19 protein-coding genes are annotated in these 21,450 nt (G+C 68.5%); 15 read left to right on the forward strand and 4 right to left on the reverse strand.

The annotated features are described in order from the left end of the window. Positions 1-8: 8 nt before the first annotated feature. Positions 9-1,454, reverse strand: a complete 1,446-nt coding sequence (dacB, locus tag IPM73_17535; protein MBK8919784.1) for a D-alanyl-D-alanine carboxypeptidase/D-alanyl-D-alanine-endopeptidase — start codon at positions 1,452-1,454, stop codon at positions 9-11. Then, positions 1,454-2,548 (reverse strand): alkene reductase, encoded by a 1,095-nt coding sequence (locus IPM73_17540; protein ID MBK8919785.1) that lies wholly within the window; start codon positions 2,546-2,548, stop codon positions 1,454-1,456. Before IPM73_17540 ends, dacB begins: the two co-directional genes overlap by 1 nt. A gap of 58 nt (positions 2,549-2,606) precedes the next feature. Here IPM73_17540 and IPM73_17545 point away from each other — a divergent pair, with 58 nt between their 5' ends. From IPM73_17545 to IPM73_17575, 7 genes are all read left to right on the forward strand, one after another. After that, complete coding sequence (locus IPM73_17545) at positions 2,607-3,419, forward strand: NAD-dependent deacetylase (protein MBK8919786.1); 813 nt, start codon at positions 2,607-2,609, stop codon at positions 3,417-3,419. 104 nt (positions 3,420-3,523) lie between these two features. After that, a complete protein-coding gene (locus IPM73_17550; GenBank protein ID MBK8919787.1) occupies positions 3,524-6,643 on the forward strand; it encodes a PAS domain S-box protein in 3,120 nt (1,039 codons plus the stop codon). A 228-nt stretch (positions 6,644-6,871) separates the two neighbouring features. Continuing rightward, complete coding sequence (locus IPM73_17555; GenBank protein MBK8919788.1) at positions 6,872-7,486, forward strand: hypothetical protein; 615 nt, start codon at positions 6,872-6,874, stop codon at positions 7,484-7,486. Next, complete coding sequence (locus IPM73_17560; protein ID MBK8919789.1) at positions 7,486-8,850, forward strand: response regulator; 1,365 nt, start codon at positions 7,486-7,488, stop codon at positions 8,848-8,850. The genes IPM73_17555 and IPM73_17560 overlap by 1 nt, the downstream gene beginning before the upstream one ends. Beyond that, entirely contained in the window at positions 8,847-9,728 is an 882-nt protein-coding gene (locus IPM73_17565; protein MBK8919790.1) for a cobalamin-binding protein, read from the forward strand. The genes IPM73_17560 and IPM73_17565 overlap by 4 nt, the downstream gene beginning before the upstream one ends. A 66-nt stretch (positions 9,729-9,794) precedes the next feature. Beyond that, entirely contained in the window at positions 9,795-10,133 is a 339-nt protein-coding gene (locus tag IPM73_17570; protein MBK8919791.1) for a hypothetical protein, read from the forward strand. Continuing rightward, positions 10,130-10,720, forward strand: a complete 591-nt coding sequence (locus IPM73_17575) for an SCO family protein (protein ID MBK8919792.1) — start codon at positions 10,130-10,132, stop codon at positions 10,718-10,720. Before IPM73_17570 ends, IPM73_17575 begins: the two co-directional genes overlap by 4 nt. 103 nt (positions 10,721-10,823) lie before the next feature. Here IPM73_17575 and IPM73_17580 read toward each other — a convergent pair whose 3' ends face one another. Together IPM73_17580 and IPM73_17585 are read right to left on the reverse strand one after the other, a co-directional pair. Further along, positions 10,824-13,154: a hypothetical protein gene (locus IPM73_17580; GenBank protein ID MBK8919793.1), complete on the reverse strand. Its 2,331-nt coding sequence runs from the start codon at positions 13,152-13,154 to the stop codon at positions 10,824-10,826. A gap of 194 nt (positions 13,155-13,348) precedes the next feature. Beyond that, a complete protein-coding gene (locus IPM73_17585; GenBank protein ID MBK8919794.1) occupies positions 13,349-15,043 on the reverse strand; it encodes a response regulator in 1,695 nt (564 codons plus the stop codon). A 146-nt stretch (positions 15,044-15,189) separates the two neighbouring features. Between IPM73_17585 and mnmG the strand changes: the two genes are divergently transcribed. The 8 genes from mnmG (at position 15,190) to IPM73_17625 (ending at position 21,449) form a co-directional block, all read left to right on the forward strand. After that, on the forward strand, positions 15,190-17,079 hold the full coding sequence (mnmG, locus tag IPM73_17590; protein MBK8919795.1) for a tRNA uridine-5-carboxymethylaminomethyl(34) synthesis enzyme MnmG: 1,890 nt from the start codon (positions 15,190-15,192) through the stop codon (positions 17,077-17,079). Further along, positions 17,076-17,693 (forward strand): 16S rRNA (guanine(527)-N(7))-methyltransferase RsmG, encoded by a 618-nt coding sequence (gene rsmG, locus IPM73_17595; GenBank protein MBK8919796.1) that lies wholly within the window; start codon positions 17,076-17,078, stop codon positions 17,691-17,693. Before mnmG ends, rsmG begins: the two co-directional genes overlap by 4 nt. After that, positions 17,690-18,451 carry a ParA family protein gene (locus IPM73_17600; GenBank protein MBK8919797.1) on the forward strand — a complete coding sequence of 254 codons (762 nt, stop codon included), beginning with the start codon at positions 17,690-17,692 and terminating at the stop codon, positions 18,449-18,451. Before rsmG ends, IPM73_17600 begins: the two co-directional genes overlap by 4 nt. Then, positions 18,451-19,305, forward strand: coding sequence for a ParB/RepB/Spo0J family partition protein (locus IPM73_17605; GenBank protein ID MBK8919798.1), 855 nt, complete (start codon positions 18,451-18,453; stop codon positions 19,303-19,305). The genes IPM73_17600 and IPM73_17605 overlap by 1 nt, the downstream gene beginning before the upstream one ends. 129 nt (positions 19,306-19,434) lie before the next feature. Beyond that, positions 19,435-19,791, forward strand: coding sequence for an ATP synthase subunit I (locus tag IPM73_17610; GenBank protein MBK8919799.1), 357 nt, complete (start codon positions 19,435-19,437; stop codon positions 19,789-19,791). 16 nt (positions 19,792-19,807) lie between these two features. Further along, complete coding sequence (atpB, locus tag IPM73_17615; protein MBK8919800.1) at positions 19,808-20,608, forward strand: F0F1 ATP synthase subunit A; 801 nt, start codon at positions 19,808-19,810, stop codon at positions 20,606-20,608. Between the two features lie 69 nt (positions 20,609-20,677). After that, positions 20,678-20,941: a F0F1 ATP synthase subunit C gene (gene atpE / locus IPM73_17620; GenBank protein ID MBK8919801.1), complete on the forward strand. Its 264-nt coding sequence runs from the start codon at positions 20,678-20,680 to the stop codon at positions 20,939-20,941. A 37-nt stretch (positions 20,942-20,978) separates the two neighbouring features. Beyond that, on the forward strand, positions 20,979-21,449 hold the full coding sequence (locus IPM73_17625) for a F0F1 ATP synthase subunit B (GenBank protein ID MBK8919802.1): 471 nt from the start codon (positions 20,979-20,981) through the stop codon (positions 21,447-21,449). Position 21,450: the final 1 nt, after the last annotated feature.

Consider the following 21,450-nt stretch of genomic DNA (forward strand, 5'->3'; position numbering starts at 1 on the left):
CCGTCCGATCAGTCCGCCTCCAGGAGCGGCGGGATTTCACCCGACTGGCGCTGGGACACCCACAGCAGCAGGGCGTCGATGGCCGGGCCGCCGGCCTGGGCGCGGGGGTGGTTGATGAAGAAGGTGACGGCGTAACGCCGACCCTGGCTGTCCAGGGCGTAGCCGGCGGCGGTCTTGACGCCGTCCAGGGTGCCGGTCTTGATGTGGGCGCGGCCGCTGGCGGCGGATTCCTTGAGCCGCTTCTTCATGGTGCCGTCGATACCGACGATGGGCAGGGACGACACCAGTTCCGGCATCACCGGGCTCTTCCAGGCGTCCTGCAGAAGGCGGTCCAGGCTCTCGGCGCTGATGCGCTCCTGGCGGGAGAGGCCGGAACCGTTTTCCATCACCAGCTCCGGGAATTTCAGGTTGCGACCGGCGAGCCATTCGCCCACCCGGCGGCGCGCCCGCTCCGGGGTCGCCGGGCCGCTCTCGTTGCCCAGGCTGAGGAAAAGCTGGCGCGCCATGACGTTGTTGGAGTACTTGTTGATGTCCCGCACCACGTCGGCCAGGGGGGGCGACTCCTGGACTGCGGCCAGACGGGCGTTGGCGGGAAGGCTCCCGGAGCGCACCTTGCCCCCCAGGCTGCCGCCCAGTTCCTTCCACAGGGCGCGGAAAAGGCCGTCGACCTGGGCATTGGCTTCCAGGGGAGCCAGGTTCAGCGTCTTCTCGCCGCACAGTAGACTGTAGCTGCCGGTGAATTCCAGCCGCTGGCCACCGTTCTCCGGGATCAGCCGGGTGGCGAGGGCGTCCTTCCAGTCGCTGCTGCAATCGCCCTTGGCGACCTGCACGCGGTTGTCGATGGTCAGCCCCTCGGCCGGGGTTTCGGCCAGGACGCGCACCTGTCGCCCGTCGCTGCTCAGGGTGAAGCGCAGGGCGCGGAAATTGACCAGAAGGGCGTCCGGGCCGATGTTGTAGGGGCGCATGGGTTTGTCGTCGAAGGCGCCGGGATCGACTGCCGGGACGTCGAAAGCGCTGCGGTCGAGCACCAGGTCGCCGACGATGTGCTGCACGCCGCGCACGCGCAACTGGCGCAGCAGGGCCCAGAAGTGTTCCAGGGCGAACTTGGGGTCACCCCCGCCCTTCAGGGTGAGGTTCCCGCCCAGTTTGCCGTCCACCGGGTCGGCTTCGGTGTAGGCGCCGGTCTTCCAGGTCCAGGCTGGCCCCAGGAGGTCGAGGGCGGCGTAGGTGGTGACCAGTTTCATGACCGAGGCGGGATTCATGGCCTGGCGGGCGTTGTGGGACACCAGGGTGAAGCGGGAATCCACCGGATGGACGACCACGGCCACGCTGGCGGCGGGAATCTGGGCCGCCTTGAGGGCGGCGAGCACGGGGGCCGGCAGACCTTCGGCGGCCCGGCCGGGCACGGGGAGGGCCAGGGCCAGGGCGATGGCGCCCAGAGAGAGCCTGCGCATCATGCCAGCGCCGGATAGTCGATGTAGCCCCTCTCTCCGCCCTGGTAGAAGGTCTCCGGGTCCGCCGCCGCCCAGGAGGCCTCCCGGGCGACGCGGGTTTCCAGGTCCGGGTTGGCGATCCAGGCCTTGCCGTAGGCCACTGCGGCGCAACGGCCGGCGGCGACCCAGGCTTCGCCCCGAGCCCGGTCGAAGCCGCCGTTGCTGACGATGGGCATGGTGGCGAATTCCCGGAAATGGCCCGCCACATCAGCCAGGCCGCCCGCCACGCCGTCGAGCTGGCCGGGCATGAAGGGTTCGGTCAGGTGCAGATAGGCCAGACCGTAGGCGTTGGCCCGGCTCACGATGGACTCCCACATCGGCACCGTATCGGCGGTGACGCTCATGCCGTGGATGCCGTTCAGCATGGGATTGAGGCGGAAGCCGACCCGGTCGAAGGGCAGTGCCCGGCCCACCGCGTCCAGGACTTCGAAGAAAATGCGCGCCCGGTTGGCGAAAAAGCCGCCATAGGCGTCGCTCCGGGTATTGGAGCAGGCAGCGAAGAACTGGTGGAAGAGGTAGCCGTTGGAAGCATGGATCTCGACCCCGTCGAACCCCGCCGCCACGGCGTTGGCGGCGGCCCGGCCGAAGTCGGCGACGATGGCGGCGATATCGCCGACGCTCAGTTCCCGCGGCGTGACGGTATCGCGCAGGCCCGTGGGCGAAAACATCTTGATGCGGGGGTCGATGGGCGAAGGGGCGGGCGGCGCCTCACCGCCGTGGAAGTCAGGCAGCGACAGGCGCCCGCAATGCCACAACTGGCAGACGATGAGGCCGCCTTCGGCGTGAACCGCGTCGGTCACCCGCTTCCAGCCCGCGACCTGGGCGTCGGACCAGAGGCCCGGCGTGTATGGGTAGCCTCGACCCTGGGGCGAAACGATGGTGCCCTCGGAGACGATCAGCCCGGCCCCGGCCCGCTGGGCGTAGTAGCGGGCCATGAGTTCGGTCGGAGCGAATTCCGCATTGTCGGCGCGGCAGCGGGTCAGGGGTGCCATGACCAGGCGATTGCGGAGTTCCAGGGCGCCGAGGCGCACCGGGGAGAGCAGGGGGGAGTTCATTGTGGGGCGGGCTTCACGGGGCTGATAATGCGGGCATTCTACGGAAAGGGACGCCCCCATGGATACCGCCGCCGTCGCCCGCGCCGCCCGCCTGATCGGCAATGCCGAGGCGCTCCTGGTTACCGCCGGGGCGGGCCTGGGGGTCGATTCCGGCCTGCCCGACTTTCGCGGCCGGGAGGGCTTCTGGCGGGCCTATCCCGCCCTGGGCCGGGCGCGCATCGCCTTCGAGGAGGCTGCCTGCCCCGCCACGTTCCACCGCGACCCGCATCTCGCCTGGGGGTTCTACGGCCACCGCCTGGCGCTCTATCGGCGCACCGTGCCCCACGCCGGCTTCGCCCTCCTGCGGCGCTGGGGCGAGAGCCGGCCCGGGGGGCTCTTCGTCCTGACCAGCAACGTCGATGGCCAGTTCGCCCAAGCGGGCTTCGCGGCGCGGGAAGTGTGCGAAATCCATGGATCCATCCACCATCTGCAATGCCTGGAACCCTGCTGTGAGCGCATCTGGTCGGCTGACGCGCTGGACCCGCGGGTGGATGAGGCCGCATGCCGCTGGCTGGGGGAACTGCCCCGCTGCCCCCATTGCGGCAGCCTGGCGCGGCCCAACATCCTCATGTTCGGCGATGGCGCCTGGATCGCCGCACGCACCCGGCAGCAGCAGGCGGAACTGGACGCCTGGCGCCGCCAGGCCGGACGCATCGTCGTCCTGGAAATCGGCGCCGGTACACACGTCCCCACCGTGAGGCTTCTGGGCGAAAGCCTGGGGCTGCCACTCATCCGCATCAACCCCGGCGAGGCCGACATGGGAAGCGTCCCGGGGGTGGGCATCGCCGCCGGGGCGCTGGAGGCGCTCGAAGCCCTGAACGCCGCGCTCTGACTGTTGCGCCCACGCCATGCCGCTGGCCCGATGCGACGGGTGGGCGCTTCTCGTCTTTATCCCGCAGGCGTAACATCGACCCCTTATCTTCCCCGGAATCCCCAATGCTGGCGCATCTGCGCAGCCGCCTCTGGCTTCTCATTGCCGTGGCGGTACTTCCCCTGGTCGTCTTCGCCCTGCTCAGCTATCGCGAGCAGCGTACGGCGGCGGTGGCCGCAGTCGAGGACGACATCCGCCAACTGGTGCGCACGGCCCGGGTGGAGGAAAGCCGCGCCATCGATCATTCGCGGGACATTCTGCGCATCCTGGCCCGTTCCGAAGATCTGCGCGAGCTGGACCCCGGCCAGTGCCAGGGCATCGCCCGGCGCCTGCTGCAGACCCAATCCGATTACCTCAATTTCGGCGCCGCCTTGCCCGATGGCACCCTGTTCTGCAGCGGCCTGCCCTTTTCCCCGCCCATGGCGGTAGGCGACCGCAGCTGGTTCCGGGAAGCGGTGAGCCGCCGGGAACTGAGTCTGGGAGGCTTCATCCAGGGCCGCATTTCGGGTAAGCCTGCCCTGGCCTTCGGCTACCCCCTCGTGGCGGAGGACGGCCGCGTCCGGGCCGTCCTCTTCGCCAGCCTTTCCTTTGCCTGGCTGGAGCGCATCGCCCGCGCCGTGCAGCCGCCGGAGGGCTGGACCGTACAGATCGCCGATCGCCGCGGCAACGTCCTCGCCCGCTATCCCGACGGCGCCCGCTGGGTAGGCAAGACCATGCCGGAAGCCCGTCTGGCGGAGCACCTCGCCAAGGCGCCCCTCGAAGGCGTGGTCGAGCTCCACGGCTGCGACGGCGGCGCCTGCTATTACGGGGTTGCCCCCCTGGCTTCGTCCCGGGACGAGCTTTACCTGGTGGTGGGCGCCGCCCGCAGCGTGGCCCTGGCCGAGGCCGAGGAACGCCTGCGGACCCACCTGTTGCTCCTGGCCGCCATCGCCCTGGGATCGGCCTTCCTGGCCCGCGGGCTGCTGCAGCGTTCCTTCCTCGGCTGGGCCGAGCGCCTGACCGCCACCGCGCGGCGCTTCGGCGGCGGCGAGCAGAGCGCCCGCATCGACCACCCCAGCACCATCCTGGAATTGAAGGAGGTGGACGATACCTTCAACGCCATGGCCGACAGCGTGGTCAGCGCCGAAGCGGTGCTGCGCAAGGCCCAGGAGCGCTACGAGCGTATCGCCGCCACGGTGCCCGGCGTGCTCTACGAGTACCTGAGCGACCCCGGCGGCGGGGGGCGCTTCACGTACTTCAGCCCGCGCTGTGAAGAGATTTTCGAGTGCTCCGCCGACGCCCTGGTCAGCGACCGGGATCTCGCCTGGGGCATGGTGCACCCCGACGACGTGCGCGGCCTGCGGCGGGAAGAGCTCGAAGCCAACCGCCTGGGCCGCCCCTTCCAGGCCGAAGTCCGCATCATCACCCCCAGCGGCCGCTGCCGCTGGATTCAACTGGCGGCCCGCCGGGGAGGCCACTTCGAGGGCGGCAGCGCCCTGTGGAGCGGCGTGATCCTCGACGTGAGCGAGCGCCGCAAGGCCGAAGCCACCCTGCGCAAGCTCTACCTCGCGGTGGAGCAAAGCCCCCTCAGCATCGTCATCACCGACGATCAGGCCAATATCGAATACGTCAATGAAGCCTTCGAGCGGGCTTCCGGCTACAGCGCGGAAAAGGTGCTGGGGCGCAACGCACGCCTGCAAGCCTCCGGCGCCACGCCCCCGGAAACCTACCGCGACCTGTGGGCCCATCTCCGCGCCGGGCGCATGTGGCAGGGGGAATTCGACAACCGGCGGGCCGACGGCAGCACCTACGTGGAATTCGTCAAGGTTGCACCGGTGCGCACCCAGGGCGGCCACATCACCCATTTCGTCGCCTTCAAGGAGGACATCACCGAAAAGAAGCGCATCGGCGCCGAACTGGACATGCACCGCCACCACCTGCAGGAACTCGTCGCCCAGCGCACCCGGGAGCTGGAGGAAGCCAACGCGGTCATCGAGCGCCGGGCCGAGGAAGTCGCCACCCTCAACGCCGCGCTGCGCGAACGGGCCGAGGAGGCCGAGGCGGCCACCCGGGCCAAGAGTGCCTTCCTGGCCAATATGAGCCATGAAATCCGCACGCCCATGAACGCCATCATGGGCCTCAACCACATGCTCGAACGGGCCCGCCCCACCCCGGAGCAACTGGACAAGATCCGCAAGATCGGCGCCTCGGCCGACCATCTGCTGGCCATCATCAACGACATCCTCGACCTGTCCAAGATCGAGGCCGGCAAGGTGAGCTTCCAGGCCGAGCCCTTCGACCTGGCGGCGGTGTTTTCCGACCTCACCCTCTTCGCCACCCAGCGCCTGGTTGAAGGCGGGGTCAGTTTCCGGGCCGACGCCGGCGATGTGCCGCGTTACCTGGTGGGAGACCGCACCCGCCTGGTCCAGATGCTGCTGAACTACGTCAGCAATGCGATCAAGTTCACCCGCGCGGGGCAGATCGTGCTTTCCGCCAGCGTGCAGGCCATGCACGATCAAGAGGTGACCGTGCGCTTCGAAGTCGCCGACACCGGCATCGGTCTGTCGGAGGAGCAGTGCGGGCGCATCTTCGAGGCTTTCGAACAGGCGGACGCCTCCACTACCCGCGTGTATGGCGGCACCGGCCTGGGCCTCACCATCAACCGCCATCTGGCCGCCCTGATGGGCGGCGAGGTCGGTGCCCGGGGGCGCCTGGGGGAAGGCAGTGTCTTCTGGGCCACCGCGGGATTCGGCAAGTCCACCGCCAGCGCCATCAAGGAAAGGCAGGTGGCGGTGGGCGCCGAAGAGCGCCTGCGGCGCTGCCATGCCGGGGACCGCATCCTGCTCGTCGAGGACAACCCCATCAACCAGGAAGTCGCCCGGGATCTCCTCATGGACGTGGGCCTGGCCGTAGACCTGGCCGCCAACGGGCGCGACGCCGTGGCCAAGGCGTCCGCCGGTCCCTACGACCTGGTCCTCATGGACATCCAGATGCCGCTCATGGACGGCATCGAGGCCGCCCGCGCCATCCGCGCCCTGGTCGGCTGGCAGACCGTCCCCATCCTGGCCATGACCGCCAACGCCTTCGACGAGGACCGGGACCGCTGCCTCGCCGCCGGCATGAACGATCACGTCGCCAAGCCGGTGGACCCGGACCTGCTCTACCAGACCCTGCTCTACTGGCTGCCCGCGCGGGGCGAGGCTTAGACCCTGGTCGTCAAAGGGCCTGCGTCGCCCCCGGGGCGCGTATTGGTGCCCGGATGGCGCAACGCCGCGCCCGAGCGCTGCTTGTGCTGGGCGCCTTGACCGTTCACCTCTGGACTCGTCCCTGGGGGCCGCGCGAAAAATTCTCAGGCCCTGAGCGCTTTCCCGTCGCGCGGGACTCGGAGTATTCTCCCCCGCGGGGCGCAAGACCCCGGGGGAGGAGAGGAGACCATGCACCGACTGTTGGACATCCTGGCGTCTGGCGTCCATGACGCCAAGAACCAGTTGTTTGCCGCCGAATCGATGATCGCCACGGCGGAAAAGGCCCACGGCGTCGATCTGGGTGAAGCGCGCTACGCCATCGAGGCTGCCGCGGGCCGCCTGTCGCGCACCCTGACCACCTACCGCCTGCTGCGCCACGGCGCCAGTCTGGCCGTCGTGCCCACCGTGGTGGCGGATCTGTGCGAGGAAGTCCTGCTCGCCCAGGCCAAGCAACTGGAGCGGGCTGGCGTCCGCCTCGGCCTTGCCTGTTCCGTGCTCGACGAATGGCCCCTGGACCGCGATCTGGTGGGTGACATCCTCAATAACGCGGTGCAGAACGCCGGCCGCCACGCCCGCTCGCGGGTGGAGTTGAGCGCGGTGCTGGAAGGGGGCGATCTGGTCCTGCGCGTCGAGGATGACGGCCCCGGATTTGCCGATCCTTCCACCGCCGCGGCGGGGGGTACCGGGCTCCTGGTGGGCGAACGCCTGGCTGCCCTGCACGTGCGGCGGGGCCGCAGCGGGGCACTCCTCCTTTGCAACGGCGGCCGCCTGGGCGGAGCCGTGTTCGAGCTGCGCCTGCCCTGATGAGCGCCTACGCCAACAAGCGCTTCCTGGTCATCGACGACCTGCCCCTGGCCCGGGAAAGCCTGCGCGCCATCGCCCAGAGCGTGGGGGCCTTTGCGGTCGAATTCGCCTCCAATTATCAGGACGCCCTTTATCGCATCCGCAACAACACGCCGGACGTGATCCTGTGCGACTACATGCTGGGAGACGGCCGCTCAGGCCAGCAGCTTCTGGAGGAATTGCGGCGTTTCGGCCTCCTGTCCGACGACACCATCTTCATGATGGTCACCGGCGAACAGGCCTACGAGCAGGTGGTCGCCGCCGTGGAACTGGTGCCCGACGACTACATCATCAAACCCTTTTCGCCCGACAAACTGCTCCTGCGCCTCGACCGCATCTCGGCCAAGAAGAAATTTTTCGCCGGGTATTACCGCGAAAAGCGGCGCCAGGATTACGCGGCCGCCCTGGCCGTCCTGGCCCGCAACAAGGAAGACGAGGCCGGCCGCCCCTACCGCTTTGAAATCCTGCGCCAGGAGGCGGAGGCCCATCTCGCTTCCGGCAACGCCGGTGCGGCGGAAGCAGCCTACCGCAGCATCCTCACCGACTATGAATTCCCCTGGGCCCGGGCGGGGGTCGCCCGTTCGCTCCATCGCCAGAACCGCCATGTGGAGGCCCGGGCGGAAATCGAGCAAGTGGTTGCCGGAACGCCCAGCTACTTCGACGCCGCCGACCTCAAGGCCAGCATCTGCATGGCCCAGGGGGAGCACGCCGAGGCCCAGAGAGTGCTGGACGAAGTGGCCCGCAAGACGCCGCGCAATTTCCTGCGCAAGCGACTCCTGGCCGAAGCCGCCACCCTGAACGGCGACGCCGAGACGGCCCGGGCGGCCCTGGCCGACGTCATCGCCAACGACAGCATGCCGGGCGCCGTATCGCCCGCCGATCAGCTTGCCCTGGCCCGCAGCCAGGTCGCCGCGGGCGACAGCATCGCGGCCGAAAAGGTACTGCTCGGCCTGCGCGAAAGCGAGGTCAAGGGGTTCGACCTGGCCTTGCAGGCGAGCTACGTTGCCCTGCTGGCGCTCACCTCGCCGGAGCGCGGCGCCCCGCGCCTCGCCGGCCTGCGACCGGCCCTGCTCGACACCGAGCTGCCTACCGATACCCGCATCGACGTGCTGCGGGCGGCCCTGGCCGGGGCCGACGCCGAACTGGCCGAGCGTCAGGCACGCAGCCTGATGGCCGGGCCGGAAGCCAAGAAGGTGTTTGCCCTGCTGCGCAAGGCCTACACCCTGCACGGCCGTGACGCCGATCTGCGCGAAATCCAGCGCCAGGTGGCCCTGGAGCGCATCCACCACGAGCCGACGGCCGGAGCAGGGCCCGCGGCGGCATGAAATCCTGCTTGCTTGCCCTGGCCGTCGCGCTTGTCCTGCCGGCCCGGGCCGAGGTCGTGCTGCGGGACGATGTCGGCAACACCCTGCGCCTCGCGGCGCCGGCCCGCCGTATCGTCGCCCTGGCGCCCCATCTGGCCGAGACCCTGTTTGCCGCCGGGGCTGGCGAGCGCCTGGTCGGCACCGTGAGCCATAGTGACTACCCCCCGGAGGCAAGGGCCGTGCCCCGGCTGGGCGACGCCGGCCGGGTGGACCTGGAGGCGGTGGCCGCCCTCAAGCCCGATCTCGTCCTCGCCTGGCAGAGCGGCAACCCGGCCGGGCAGATCGCCCGCCTGCGCAGCCTGGGGGTGCCGGTCTTCGTCGTCGAGCCGCGCCGCCTGGAGGACGTGGCCGACCAGATCGAGCGTCTGGGTCTTTTGGCCGGCAGCGAGAGCGCCGCAGGGCGGGCCGCCGCAGCGTATCGGGCGCGCCTCGCCGCCCTGGCTGCCGCCCACCGCGACAAGGCCCCGGTGCGGGTCTTCTACCAGATCTGGGATGCCCCGCTCATCACCGTGGGCGGGCGCCAGATCATTTCCGACCTCATCCGCCTGTGCGGTGGCCGCAACGTCTTCGCCAGCCTGGAGGCGGTTGCGCCGGCGGTGAGCGTCGAGGCTGTGCTGGCTGCCGATCCGGAGGTCATCGTCGCCTCCCTCAGTGCCGAGGACCGCCCCGACGCCCTCGCCGGATGGAAGCGCTGGCCGCGGCTCACCGCTGCCCGGCGGGGCAACCTGGTGTCCATCCCGCCGGACCTCGTGCAACGCCACACCCCCAGGCTCCTGGATGGCGCCGAGCGCCTGTGCCTGGCCCTGGACCAGGCTCGGGCCAGGCGGTCCCGCTTTTGATCCAGGCGAAGAGCCCCCTCCAGCGCGCCGGCTATAATCCCGCCACCCTTGCCTGCCTTCCCCGCCATGAACCTTCGTCCCATCGTCTGCTGCGTTTCCTTCCTTGCCGTCCTGCCCGCCGCCCAGGCGGTGGAACCGGCCGCCGTCGCCGCCCTGGAGGAGCTGGGCCGCATCAATGGCCTCGCCCTGGCCTGCCGCCAGCCCGCCCTGGGCAGCCGCGCCCGCAACGCGGTCACAACCGGCGCCCCTAAGCTGCGTGACTATGGCGAGATATTCGAAAAGGCCACCCAGGACGCCTACCTCGCCCAGGGACAAGGCGCCGCCTGCCCCGATGGCAAGACCCTCAGCCAGTCCCTGGATCAGGCCGAATCGGCCTTGCGCGCCGCCTTCCCCCGTCAGCCGTGAAGCGCCGCGCCGCTCTCGGACTCCTCCTGGCGTTCGGCTGCGGGCTATCGGCGACGGCCCAGACCGGTCATCGCTCCGGCAGTGCGGCGCCGGAGGAAATCGTTCCCCGCTACCTCCTGCAGGACCCCAACGGGAGGGCGGTGAGCAGTGAGGATTTCCGCGGCCGCTTCCAGCTCATCGCCTTCGGATATACCGCCTGCCCCGATGTCTGCCCCACCACCCTGGTCGAAATGGGGGCTGTCCTCGACGGCCTGGGGCCCCGGGCCGACAGGGTCCAGGCCCTCTTCATCACGGTGGATCCGGAACGCGACACCGGCGCCGTGCTCAAGAGCTACACCAGCTTTTTCAATCCCCGCATCGTCGGCCTGACCGGGACGCCCCTCCTGGTGCGCCGGGCGGCCGACAACTTCAAGGTGCGCTACGAGAAGGTGCGGGATCCCGCCGACACCTCCGGGCGCTACGCCGTCGATCACTCGGCCGGTCTTTACCTGGTCGGCCCGGACGGCCGCTTTCTCAAGCGCTTTCCCTACGCCACACCCCCCGCAATCCTGGTGGAAGCCCTCGTCCAGGCCCTGGACGGCCGCTGACCCTGAAGGTTCCAGCCGGTCGCTGATCGTCGGGCAGGGCGGATCGAGCCCCCTGCGGGGCGCGGGCGCGCACTCAGCGCGCCTCGGCATCCAGGCAACCGGGCTACCGCTCGCCGGACCCCTTGTCCTTGCCCCCTTGGGGCCGCTTCTCGGCAGGCGCCGGCCGTGGCTCCGGGGGTCTGACTTCCTCGCGGCGGGGGGCGGGCGCAGGCGCGGCGGCCGGGGCGGGGGCGACCGGTTCTCTTGCCCTGGGGGGTTCAGACGGCGCGGGGCGGGCGGAATGCTCGCTTGGAGCAGGGAAGGGACGAACCGGGCGGGGGGGTTCCGCGGCAGAGGGGCCGTCGCCGGCCGGGCGCCAGGGTCTTGACTGCACGTCCGGCGCGGCTTGGCGCGGGGGCGCGTCCACCTGCGGCGTGCGAGGGGGCGGGGGGGCGACGGGCGTGGCCTGCGGGCTTGGGGTCTGGACTGACGCGGGGGCCGGGCCCGGCAGGGACGTCGGACCCGGCACGGGCATCGGAGCGACCCGCGGGGCCGGCGCACCGCCTTCGTGCCGGTTGGGGGCCTCGGGCCTTGCTGCGGGTGGTTCGGGCCGGGGGAGCGGACGTTCCGCGGGTGCTGCCGGCGGTACGGGCTGAGTCGGCATGACCGGACGGACCGGTGGCAATGGCGCCACTGCCGGTGCGGAGGGCGCCGAAGGCGCAGTGCTTGCGGGTGCGGCGGCGGGAGCAGAGGGCGGCGCCGCAGCGGATGCGGGAGCCGGAGCAGGGGCAGGGGCGGGGGCGGGCGCAGCCGGGCGCGCGCCGCCCTGGGGCGGGGGGCCGTTGCGGTTCGCCGCGGGAGGCTCCGGCCGTCGCGGGTCGGACTGACGCAGCGTGTCCTTGGCGGAGGGTGGGGGCGCGGGATTTACCGGGGCCGCTGCGCTCGTCGGCGGGGCGTCGGGGGAGACGGCCGGGGGGGATTGAGGCGTGCCGCCCGGCCTGGGGCGGCCCGGGTCCACGCTCCGTCCGCGCTCGCGCGCATCGCCTCCCGCGGGGGGGGTGCCCGGGTCCTGCGGGGGGTTGGGACGATGGCGATCTTCGCTCCATCCCGATCCGCCCCGTTCGCCGGAACGGGGGCCATCCCCGTTGGGGCCGGGCGGACGACGACGGGAGTCGGGCGGGGCAACCCAGCCGGCAGAAGGTGTTCCCGATGAGACTGGCGCATCGCGCAGATCTCGGACGCTGGGGGGGCGCGTGCCCCGACCGTCGATGGGCCGGCCCGAACTCAGAGTCGATGCGGCGACGACGGTGACGGCTTCGGGTCGGTGGCGGTAGGCGAAGTCCCGCCTGTCGTGATTCCGGGAGGCACGATCGATATGGTCGCGGTGACGCACATGGACGATGTTGAGGCGGTGCAAATAGCCCGGGCTGTAGCGGTAGGAGGGCACGTAGACTTCCCGCGGCGCCAGGGGGAACCAGCCCACCGCCGGGCCGCCGACCAGGCTGACGCTCCAGCCAGGGTCGCCCATCCAGGCGACCAGGGCGGGCGCATAGACGGGGCGGGCGACGTAGCTGCCTGGAATCCAGGCCCAGCGGCCCCGCACCAGCAGCCAGCGGCCGTAGTGGAAGGGGGCGAAGCCCCAGGGAGCCTCGTCGATCCAGGTCCAGCCCCAGGGGGAGACCCAGGCCCAGCGGCCGTGACGGTACGGCGCCCAGCCTGCGCTCAGGCCCCGGGGATACCAGACGGTGCCGTACTCGCTGACGCTGGACCAGTCGCCGTAGGCGTCGAGGTCGGCGTAGCCGGTCATCTGGGGGGAGACGTGCCGCACCGCGGTGGCGGCTTTGCTGGCGGCATCGCGGCTGGCAGACCAGTCGTCGAAGCCGTCGCGCAGCCCTTCGGCGTAGAGGGAGGTGCGTCCTTCCGGATCGATGCTCGCGGCGCGGCCGGCGCTCACCGGGACGCTGCGGTCGCGCCCGCTGACCGTGGCGCTGCCGCTGTGGACCGAGACATTGGTGCGGCCTTCGCCGACGTCGATGCGGTAGCGTCCGGGGCCGTCGAAGCGGATGCGGCCGTTGGGGGTGTAGGCCTCGGTTTCGGCCGCCTGTTCGGCATCGCGCAGGGTGATGGAGAGCGCGCCCTGGCCCTGGTTGAGGACGACGTGCTCGTCGTCCAGGGTGGAAAATTCGACCCGGGTCTGACTGCCCAGGCGGATGGCGGTGGACCCGACCCAGACCTCGGCCCGGCTACCCGGGTCGGTGTCGAGGATGGCGCCGCCGGCGATGGGCCAGTTGAGGCTGGCGGCCTGGCCGGCGTCCTGGCGGTCCAGGCGCAGCAGGGCCGGCCCCTCCAGCAGGGAAACCCGCCCGACCCGGGCCGGGGGGTCGGCCAATACGGTGAGGGGAACGATGGCCGCCGCGATGGCGAGGGCGAGGAGGAAGAGGCGCTGGGCGATCATGGGGGGTGCCGATTCGTGGGGAATGGGAAGAGTAACGCGCCACCGACTCTTCGGACCGACGCCGCGGCTTGGCGATTCTTTACAGGATGTTGCGGACCGTTCTCCGGGGAGGTGGGCCGGCATCCGTTCCCCGGCGCCCAAGACCTGCGGTGTCCCAGGCCGCAGCGCGCAGAATGGGGGGCTTCGGACGGCTCTCAGCGCCGCTGCTCAGGCTCCGCCACGCCGTACTTGTGGGCCACGCTGCTATAGAGTTCCCGCGCCGAGATGACCTTGGGGCTGCGGCGGTCCTTCTGCTGCGCCTTTTCCAGGTACTGCCAGCCGCGGGACGCCAGGTCGGCGTCCCAGCCCGAGCGATCGAGGAGGGTGAAAATGGCCTTGGCGGCGTTGATGAGGAATTGCAGGTTGGGCACCTGGTCCGCCGCCTGCATGAGCAGCCGGACCGAGCCCTCGAAATCGCCGCTGCGGGCCGCCAGGACACCCCGGTTGTTGAGTTCGACGATTTCCTTGCTCACCTGGTCGAGCAGTTCCCGGCCCGCATCGCCCTGGCCGGTCTTCTCGAAGACCTTGCCAATGTGGCCGAGGAGTTGCCGGTCCTCGTTGTTTTCCGCCGCCACCTGGCGGATGAGGGCCTTGCCGGCCTCGCCCTTGCCGGTGGCGAAGCAGGCGTGGGCCAGATCGACCACCACCCGCTGCGAAAGGGGCTTGCCCCTGTCGGCGCATTCCCGCGCCACCTCCTGCTGCAAGTCGAGGGCCTGTTCGGCCAGTTGCCTGGCTTTGGCGCTCTCGCCGTCGGCCTGGGCGCAGAGACTTTCGCTGGACAGGGCGGCCAGTTCGGCCAGCTTGTCGCCCCGCCAGTCGCGGCGCAGTTCCGCCACCACGCGGCGGGAGGCGCTGCTGTCGCCCCGTTCTATCAGCACCCGGGCCAGGTTGGCGAAATCGTCCACCGTCTTCAGGCTGGAGCCGCGGTTGCGCTCGAGCACCTTGCCGTAGGCTTTTTCCGCCGCCAGGAGGTCGCCGTTGCGCGCCGCGATGTCGCCCACCAGGCGCTGCCGCAGGGTGTTGTTGGGCGAGACCTGGGCCGCCCTTTGCAGCGCCTCCTGGGCCACCTCGGGGTGGCCGCGGGCTTCCTCCACGGCGGCGAGAAAATCGTAGGCGGCGAGGAATTCTGGGGACTCGACGGTGATCTGGCTGGCGAGCTTGCCGGCTTCGTCCAGGGCGCCCCGCTCCTTGAGGGCCGCCGCCAGGCCCATCTTGGCCCAGGGCACCACCCGCCCTTCCAGGACGCGCCGGTAAACCGCTTCGGCTTCGGCGGTGCGGCCGAGGGAATGGAGCAATTCGCCCTTGAAGCGCAGGGCGTCGTAGAGGTAATTGGGTTGTTGCTGCACGACGCGGTCGCAGGCCACCACGGCCTCCTGCAGGGCGCCGCGCTCGATCTGCTCGTAGATGTGGCGCAGCACATGCTTTTTGTAGATGGCGCGCACCAGGCGCTGTTGCAACTGCTCGGCGTTGAAGGGCTTGATGAGGTAGTCGTCGGGGGCCAGCTCGGCCAGGGCGACGACGTTGTTGTAGCCGCGTTCGCCGGTGATGATGAGGTAGACCGTGGACAGGGGGATCAGGTGGGCATGGCGCAACTCTTCCAGGAGTTGCTGACCATCGCGGCCGTCCTCCAGGATGAAATCCGACAGCACGATGTCGAAGCGGTTGCCCTTGACCTGACGGATCACCTCCGCCGTATTGCCGGCCCCATGCACCGCGGCGACGCCCAGGGCCGAGAGCATGACGCGCAGGGATTCCCGGGCGGGAGGGTGGCGGTCCACGATGAGGACCCGCTTCTTGGTGAGGGCCTGCTGGAGGACCAGCAGCATCTCGTCGTTGTCGAGGGCGTCCATGGCTGCACGGGGGATCGGGTGCCCTCCACGGTACTGGAAGACCTCGACAGGGACAAGGGAGCAGGCCGATTTCTGTTAATTTTCAGCCCCCTGACGTAAAATCTCGCTCCCTCCTGCCTGGACCCGGGCGCGGATTCCAAATTCCCATGCTTTACCCCTCCCGATTCGATGTCATCGTGGTCGGTGGCGGCCATGCCGGCACCGAGGCGGCGCTCGCCGCGGCCCGGGCGGGGGCGAAGACGCTCCTGCTGACCCATAACCTCGACACCCTGGGGGCCATGAGCTGCAATCCGTCCATCGGCGGCATCGGCAAAGGCCATCTGGTGCGCGAGGTGGACGCCCTGGGCGGCGCCATGGCGGCGGCCACCGACGCGGCCGGCATCCAGTTCCGCATTTTGAACGCCTCGAAAGGCCCCGCCGTGCGCGCCACCCGCGCCCAGGCCGACCGGGTGCTGTACAGGCAGGCCATCCGCACACGCCTGGAGAATCAGCCCAATCTGACCCTCTTCGCCCAGGCCTGCGACGACCTCCTCGTCGAGGGTGGGCGGGTCGCCGGCGCGGTGACGCAATTGGGCATCCGCTTCCAGGCGGAGGCGGTGGTGCTCACCGCCGGCACCTTCCTCAACGGCAAGATCCACGTCGGGCTGGAGAATAGCAGCGGCGGGCGCATGGGCGACCCGCCCTCGGTTTCGCTGGCGGCACGGCTCAAGGAGCTGAACCTTCCCCAGGGGCGTTTGAAGACCGGCACCCCGCCGCGCCTCGACGGCAAGACCATCGACTTTTCGGTGATGGAGGAGCAGCACTCGGACGATCCGCTGCCGGTCTTCTCCTTCCTCGGCCATGCCAGCCAGCATCCCGCACAGTTGCCCTGCTGGATCACCGAAACCAACGCGCGCACCCACGACATCATCAGGAGCGGTCTGGACCGCTCGCCCATGTACACCGGCGTGATCGAGGGGGTCGGGCCGCGTTACTGCCCGTCCATCGAAGACAAGATCCACCGCTTTGCCGACAAGGATCAGCACAACGTCTTCCTCGAACCGGAAGGCCTGACGACCCACGAGATCTACCCCAACGGGGTCTCGACCAGCCTGCCCTTCGATATTCAGCTCGCCCTGGTGCGCTCCATCCGCGGCCTGGAGAATTGTCACATCCTGCGCCCGGGCTACGCCATCGAGTACGATTTCTACGACCCCCGCGGCTTGAAGGACAGTCTGGAAACCAAGGCCATCGCCGGCCTCTTTTTTGCCGGCCAGATCAACGGCACCACGGGCTACGAGGAGGCCGCCGCCCAGGGCCTGCTTGCCGGCATCAATGCCGTGCGCCACGCCAGGGGCCTGGAGGGCTGGTGTCCCAGGCGCAGCGAGGCCTACCTCGGGGTGCTGGTCGATGACCTCATCACCCGGGGCGTTTCCGACCCTTACCGCATGTTCACCAGTCGGGCCGAATACCGGCTTTCGCTGCGGGAGGACAATGCCGACCTGCGCCTCACCGAGCAGGGCCGCCAGTTGGGTCTGGTGGACGACGCCCGCTGGGATGCCTTCTGCCGCAAACGCGATGCGGTGGCCGCCGAGCAGGAGCGCCTCAAATCCACCTGGGTCAATCCCAGGATCACCCCGGCCGAGGATTGCGTCCGCGTCCTGGGCAAGGCCATCGACCACGAGTACAACCTGTTCGAGCTGCTGCGCCGCCCGGAAATCAGCTACACCAGCCTGCTCACCCTGCCCGGTGCCGGCGCGGCCGTGGACGACGCCGGGGTCATAGAGCAACTGGAGATTTCCGCCAAGTACCAGGGCTATATCGACCGCCAGGCCGAGGAAGTGGCCAAGTCGGCCAGTTACGAAAATACGGCCCTGCCGGCCGAACTCGACTACGGCACCGTCGCCGGACTGTCCAATGAAGTGAAGCAGAAGCTGGGCGCGCACAGGCCCCAGACCATCGGCCAGGCTTCCCGCCTCCAGGGCATCACCCCGGCGGCCATTTCCCTCCTGCTCATCCACCTGAAGCGCCACGGCGCGGGGCGCGAGGCTGCATGAGCCAGACCGCCCTGGATGCCGGACTCGCCCGCCTCGGGCTCGACCTGACGGTGCCGGCCCGGGACGCGCTCCTCGCCTTCCGCGACCTGCTGCTCAAGTGGAACCGCACCTACAACCTGACGGCGATTCGGGATCCGCAGCAGGCCCTGGCACACCATATCCTCGATTCCCTGGCCATCCTGCCCTGGGTAGGCGAGGGGCCCCTGCTCGACGTGGGCAGCGGCGGCGGCCTGCCGGGTATTCCCCTGGCCATCGCCCGGCCGGCCCTGGCGGTTACCCTGGTCGATGCGGTGGACAAGAAAACCAGCTTCCAGCGTCAAGCGGTCATCGAGCTGGGTCTGGGCAATGTCGTCGCCCTCCACGGCCGAGTCGAAACCCTGTCGGGCAGCTTTTCCCAGATCGTCTCCCGCGCCTTTTCAGACCTCGCCGCCTTTGTCGGGGTGACCCGGCACCTTCTGGCGCCCGGGGGGCGTTGGCTGGCCATGAAGGGCCACAACCCGGTGGCCGAGATGGCCGCCCTGCCTTGCGGCGTTGTCGTCGATGCCGTCCATCCCCTCACCGTTCCCGGTCTCGACGCCGAACGCCACCTGATCGTTCTGAAAGCCGCTCCATGAGAATTCTCGCCATCACCAACCAGAAGGGCGGCGTCGGCAAGACCACGACGGCGGTCAATCTGGCCGCCAGTCTGGCCGCCGCCGGCCGCAGCGTCCTGCTCATCGATCTCGATCCCCAGGGCAACGCCACCACGGGGTCCGGCATCACCAAGAAGGAAGCGCTGCCCACGGTGTATCAGCTTCTCCTGGGGCTGGCGTCCCTCGCCGAGGTCTGCCTGCCCACCGATTTCGGCTTCGATATTCTTCCCGCCAACCGCGAACTGGCCGGCGCCGAAATCGAACTGATCGAAGTCGAAGAGCGCGAATTCCGTCTACGCAACGCCATCGCTGCGGCCCAGGCCCGTTACGATTTCGTCCTCATCGACTGTCCGCCTGCCCTCAACATGCTCACCGTGAATGGCCTCGTCGCTTCCGACGCCGTGCTCATTCCCATGCAATGCGAGTACTACGCCCTGGAAGGGCTTTCCGACCTGGTCGAGACCCTGCGCAAGGTGCGCACCCACCTCAACCACCGGCTGGAAATCGAGGGGCTGCTGCGCACCATGTACAACCCGCAAAGCACCCTCACCCAGCAGGTGTCGGCCGAGCTGGAGAGCCACTTCGGTGCCAAGGTCTATCGCACCATCGTCCCCCGCAACGTCCGTCTGGCCGAGGCTCCGTCCTTCGGCAAGCCGGTCATCGCCTTCGACAAAAGCTCCAAGGGCGCTCAGGCCTATACCGCCCTGGCCCAGGAAATCCTCGAAAGGATCGCCGCATGATGATCAAGATGAAAGGCCTCGGTCGCGGGCTCGACGCCCTCCTGTCGGGCAAGGAAGGCGCGCAGGCCGACGAGCAGCGCATGCTCCCCGTCGGCCGGCTGCGCCCCGGAAAGTACCAGCCCCGCACCCGCATGGACGAGACCTCGCTCGCCGAGCTGGCGGCTTCGATCAAGGCCCAGGGCGTGATGCAGCCCATCCTGGTGCGGGCGGTGGATGCCACCCCGGGGGCAGAACGCTACGAGATCGTCGCCGGCGAGCGCCGCTGGCGCGCCGCCCAACTGGCCGCCCTGGACGAAGTTCCGGTGCTGGTGCGGGCCATTGCCGACGAGCAGGCCCTGGCCATGGCGCTCATCGAGAACATTCAGCGCGAGAACCTCAACCCCCTCGAAGAAGCGCAGGGCATCAAGCGCCTGGTCGATGAATTCGGACTCACCCACGAGCAGGCCGCCGATGCCGTGGGCCGCTCCCGGCCGGCGACCTCCAATCTGCTGCGCCTATTGCAGCTCTCCGCACCGGTGCAGGAGCTGCTCATGAGCGGCAAGCTGGACATGGGCCACGCCCGTGCCCTGCTGCCCCTCAAGGCGGGCCAGCAGGTCGGTGCAGCCCAGACCATCGTGCAGAAAGGCCTCTCGGTCCGCGAAGCCGAGCGCCTCGTGCAGCAGCTTCTCAATCCGCCCCATACGCCAGCGGCCAAGCCGGTCAACCGCGATCTCCTGCGCTTGCAGGAAGAGCTTTCCGACAGCCTCGGTGCCGTGGTCGCCATTCAGGCGAGCCCCAAGGGCAAGGGCAAGGTCACCATCGAGTTCGGCGATCTGGAGCAACTGGATGGACTGCTTCAGCGTTTCCGGGCCTGAATTTTGTCGCGCCACGAAGGGCTGGGAAGCCCTGCCGATTGGCATAGTCAGCCAATTGGTGCACTGCAACACAATTGACTGAAATTTGAGCGTCTGTTAGAGTTGCGCCGCTTTAGACCGAGGCCCGTCTTGCCCGACCAAGTCGTATGGATTCTGAGCCGGCAAGCGGCACTCGCGATCGCCCTGGGGGTGATCGTCTGGGGGTTCGTCGATGTGCATTCGGCGGTCTCGGTCCTGATCGGGGGATCCATCGGCGTCATTGCCAACCTCGGCTACGTGCTGAGGGCGATGCGGCTGACGTCGGGAAGTGATCCGGTAAAGCTTTACCGGGCGCAGGCAGCGGGTGAGGGCTTCAAGTTTCTCCTCACATTGGCTGGCTTTGCCCTTGTTTTTCTGGGGTACCGGGAAGTGGCGGTTCTGCCGTTGTTTCTCGGTTACGCATCAACCTTCGTCATCTACTGGCTGGCATTGCTGAAGCAACGCTGAGCGGACTGGAGAAAAAATGAGCGCAGAAGGCGGAACCGCAGGTTATATCCAACACCACCTCACCAATCTGGCCGTCTGTGGCGACGGCGCCAAAGTCGATGGCGTCTGCCAGGGCTTCTGGGTATTCCATCTGGATACACTGCTGGTCTCCGGGATTCTCGGCCTGGTGGTCTTCGGTTTCATGGCCATGCTGGCCAGCAGGGCCACTGCCGGCGTGCCTTCCGGCGGTCAGAATTTCGTCGAGATGGTCGTCGGCCTCGTCGACCAGCAGGTGCGCGATACCTTCCACGGCAAGAGTGCTCTGGTCACCCCGTTGGCCATCACCATCTTCGTCTGGGTCTTCGTCATGAATGCCATGGACCTGATTCCGGTGGATTTCCTGCCCTTCGCCGCTCAGAAAATCACCGGCAACGAACACTTGCCCTTCAAGTTCGTTCCCACCACCGACCCCAACCTGACCTTCGCCATGTCCATCAGCGTGTTCTTCATCATGATCTGGATGAACATCAAGGTGAAGGGCGTCGGCGGCTACCTGCATGAAATCTTCTCGGCTCCCTTCGGTGCCAAGCTCGCCCCGGTCAATTTCATCTTCCGTGTCGTGGAAGACATCGCCAAGCCCATCTCCCTGGCTCTGCGTCTCTTCGGCAACATGTACGCCGGTGAAATGGTCTTCATCCTGATCGCCCTGCTGGGTCTGTATCAGCTTCCCCTGGCGCTGCCCTGGGAACTGTTTCACATCCTGATCATCACCCTGCAGGCCTTCGTGTTCATGATGCTGACCATCGTGTACATGTCCATGGCCGCGGAATCCCACTAAGCTTTCGCAGTTCGTCGTCGTTCTACTTTCAACCCCGCAGCACCCTTTTTAACTTACTGAGGAGTAAACATGGAACTCGCAACCGTCCTCTCCAACACCGCCATCGCTGTCGCCATCCTGATCGGCTGCGGCGCTCTCGGTACCGCCATCGGCTTTGGTATCCTCGGCGGCCGTTTCCTGGAAGGCGCTGCCCGTCAGCCGGAAATGATCCCCACCCTGCAGGTCAAGATGTTCATCGTCGCCGGTCTGCTCGACGCCGTGACCATGATCGGCGTTGGTATCGCCCTGTTCCTGTTGTTCGCCAACCCGTTCCTGGCCCTGCTGAAGCACTAATCCGCGCCCCTGAAACCCAACTTACCAGGAGGTTAGCGTGAATATCAACGCTACACTGATTGGCCAGGCTATCTGGTTTGCGATCTTCATCTGGATCACGATGAAGTATGTCTGGCCGCCGCTGCAAAAGGCGATGGCTGACCGGCAAGCCCAGATTGCTGATGGCCTGGCTGCGGCCGAACGTGGCAAGAACGAGCAAGAGCTCGCCGCCAAGCGTTCCGCCGAAGCGCTGCGGGAAGCCAAGGAGAAGTCCGCGGATCTCGTCGCCCAAGCCGAAAAGCGTGCGCAGCAGATCGTCGAGGAAGCCAAGGGCAATGCCAAGGTGGAGGCCGACAAGGTCGTCGCCGGCGCCAAGGCGGAAATCGAACAGGAAGTCGAACGTGCCAAGCAGCAACTGCGTGAGCGCGTCGCCGAACTGGCGGTTGCCGGAGCCGAGAAGATCCTGCGCAAGGAAATCAACGCGTCCGTGCATGCCGATATGCTGGGCGCCCTGAAGCAGGGCTTGTAAT

Source organism: Betaproteobacteria bacterium (genome assembly GCA_016720065.1).
In the GTDB taxonomy this organism is placed as follows: domain Bacteria; phylum Pseudomonadota; class Gammaproteobacteria; order Burkholderiales; family Rhodocyclaceae; genus SSSZ01.

Bases quoted from the DNA above. Each gene is read 5' to 3' on its own strand.
- dacB (MBK8919784.1), bottom strand. From the start codon at position 1,454: ATGCGCAGGCTCTCTCTGGGCGCCATCGCCCTGGCCCTGGCCCTCCCC.
- IPM73_17540 (MBK8919785.1), bottom strand. From the start codon at position 2,548: ATGAACTCCCCCCTGCTCTCCCCGGTGCGCCTCGGCGCCCTGGAACTC.
- IPM73_17545 (MBK8919786.1), top strand. From the start codon at position 2,607: ATGGATACCGCCGCCGTCGCCCGCGCCGCCCGCCTGATCGGCAATGCC.
- IPM73_17550 (MBK8919787.1), top strand. From the start codon at position 3,524: ATGCTGGCGCATCTGCGCAGCCGCCTCTGGCTTCTCATTGCCGTGGCG.
- IPM73_17555 (MBK8919788.1), top strand. From the start codon at position 6,872: ATGCACCGACTGTTGGACATCCTGGCGTCTGGCGTCCATGACGCCAAG.
- IPM73_17560 (MBK8919789.1), top strand. From the start codon at position 7,486: ATGAGCGCCTACGCCAACAAGCGCTTCCTGGTCATCGACGACCTGCCC.
- IPM73_17565 (MBK8919790.1), top strand. From the start codon at position 8,847: ATGAAATCCTGCTTGCTTGCCCTGGCCGTCGCGCTTGTCCTGCCGGCC.
- IPM73_17570 (MBK8919791.1), top strand. From the start codon at position 9,795: ATGAACCTTCGTCCCATCGTCTGCTGCGTTTCCTTCCTTGCCGTCCTG.
- IPM73_17580 (MBK8919793.1), bottom strand. From the start codon at position 13,154: ATGATCGCCCAGCGCCTCTTCCTCCTCGCCCTCGCCATCGCGGCGGCC.
- IPM73_17585 (MBK8919794.1), bottom strand. From the start codon at position 15,043: ATGGACGCCCTCGACAACGACGAGATGCTGCTGGTCCTCCAGCAGGCC.
- mnmG (MBK8919795.1), top strand. From the start codon at position 15,190: ATGCTTTACCCCTCCCGATTCGATGTCATCGTGGTCGGTGGCGGCCAT.
- rsmG (MBK8919796.1), top strand. From the start codon at position 17,076: ATGAGCCAGACCGCCCTGGATGCCGGACTCGCCCGCCTCGGGCTCGAC.
- IPM73_17600 (MBK8919797.1), top strand. From the start codon at position 17,690: ATGAGAATTCTCGCCATCACCAACCAGAAGGGCGGCGTCGGCAAGACC.
- IPM73_17605 (MBK8919798.1), top strand. From the start codon at position 18,451: ATGATCAAGATGAAAGGCCTCGGTCGCGGGCTCGACGCCCTCCTGTCG.
- atpB (MBK8919800.1), top strand. From the start codon at position 19,808: ATGAGCGCAGAAGGCGGAACCGCAGGTTATATCCAACACCACCTCACC.
- atpE (MBK8919801.1), top strand. From the start codon at position 20,678: ATGGAACTCGCAACCGTCCTCTCCAACACCGCCATCGCTGTCGCCATC.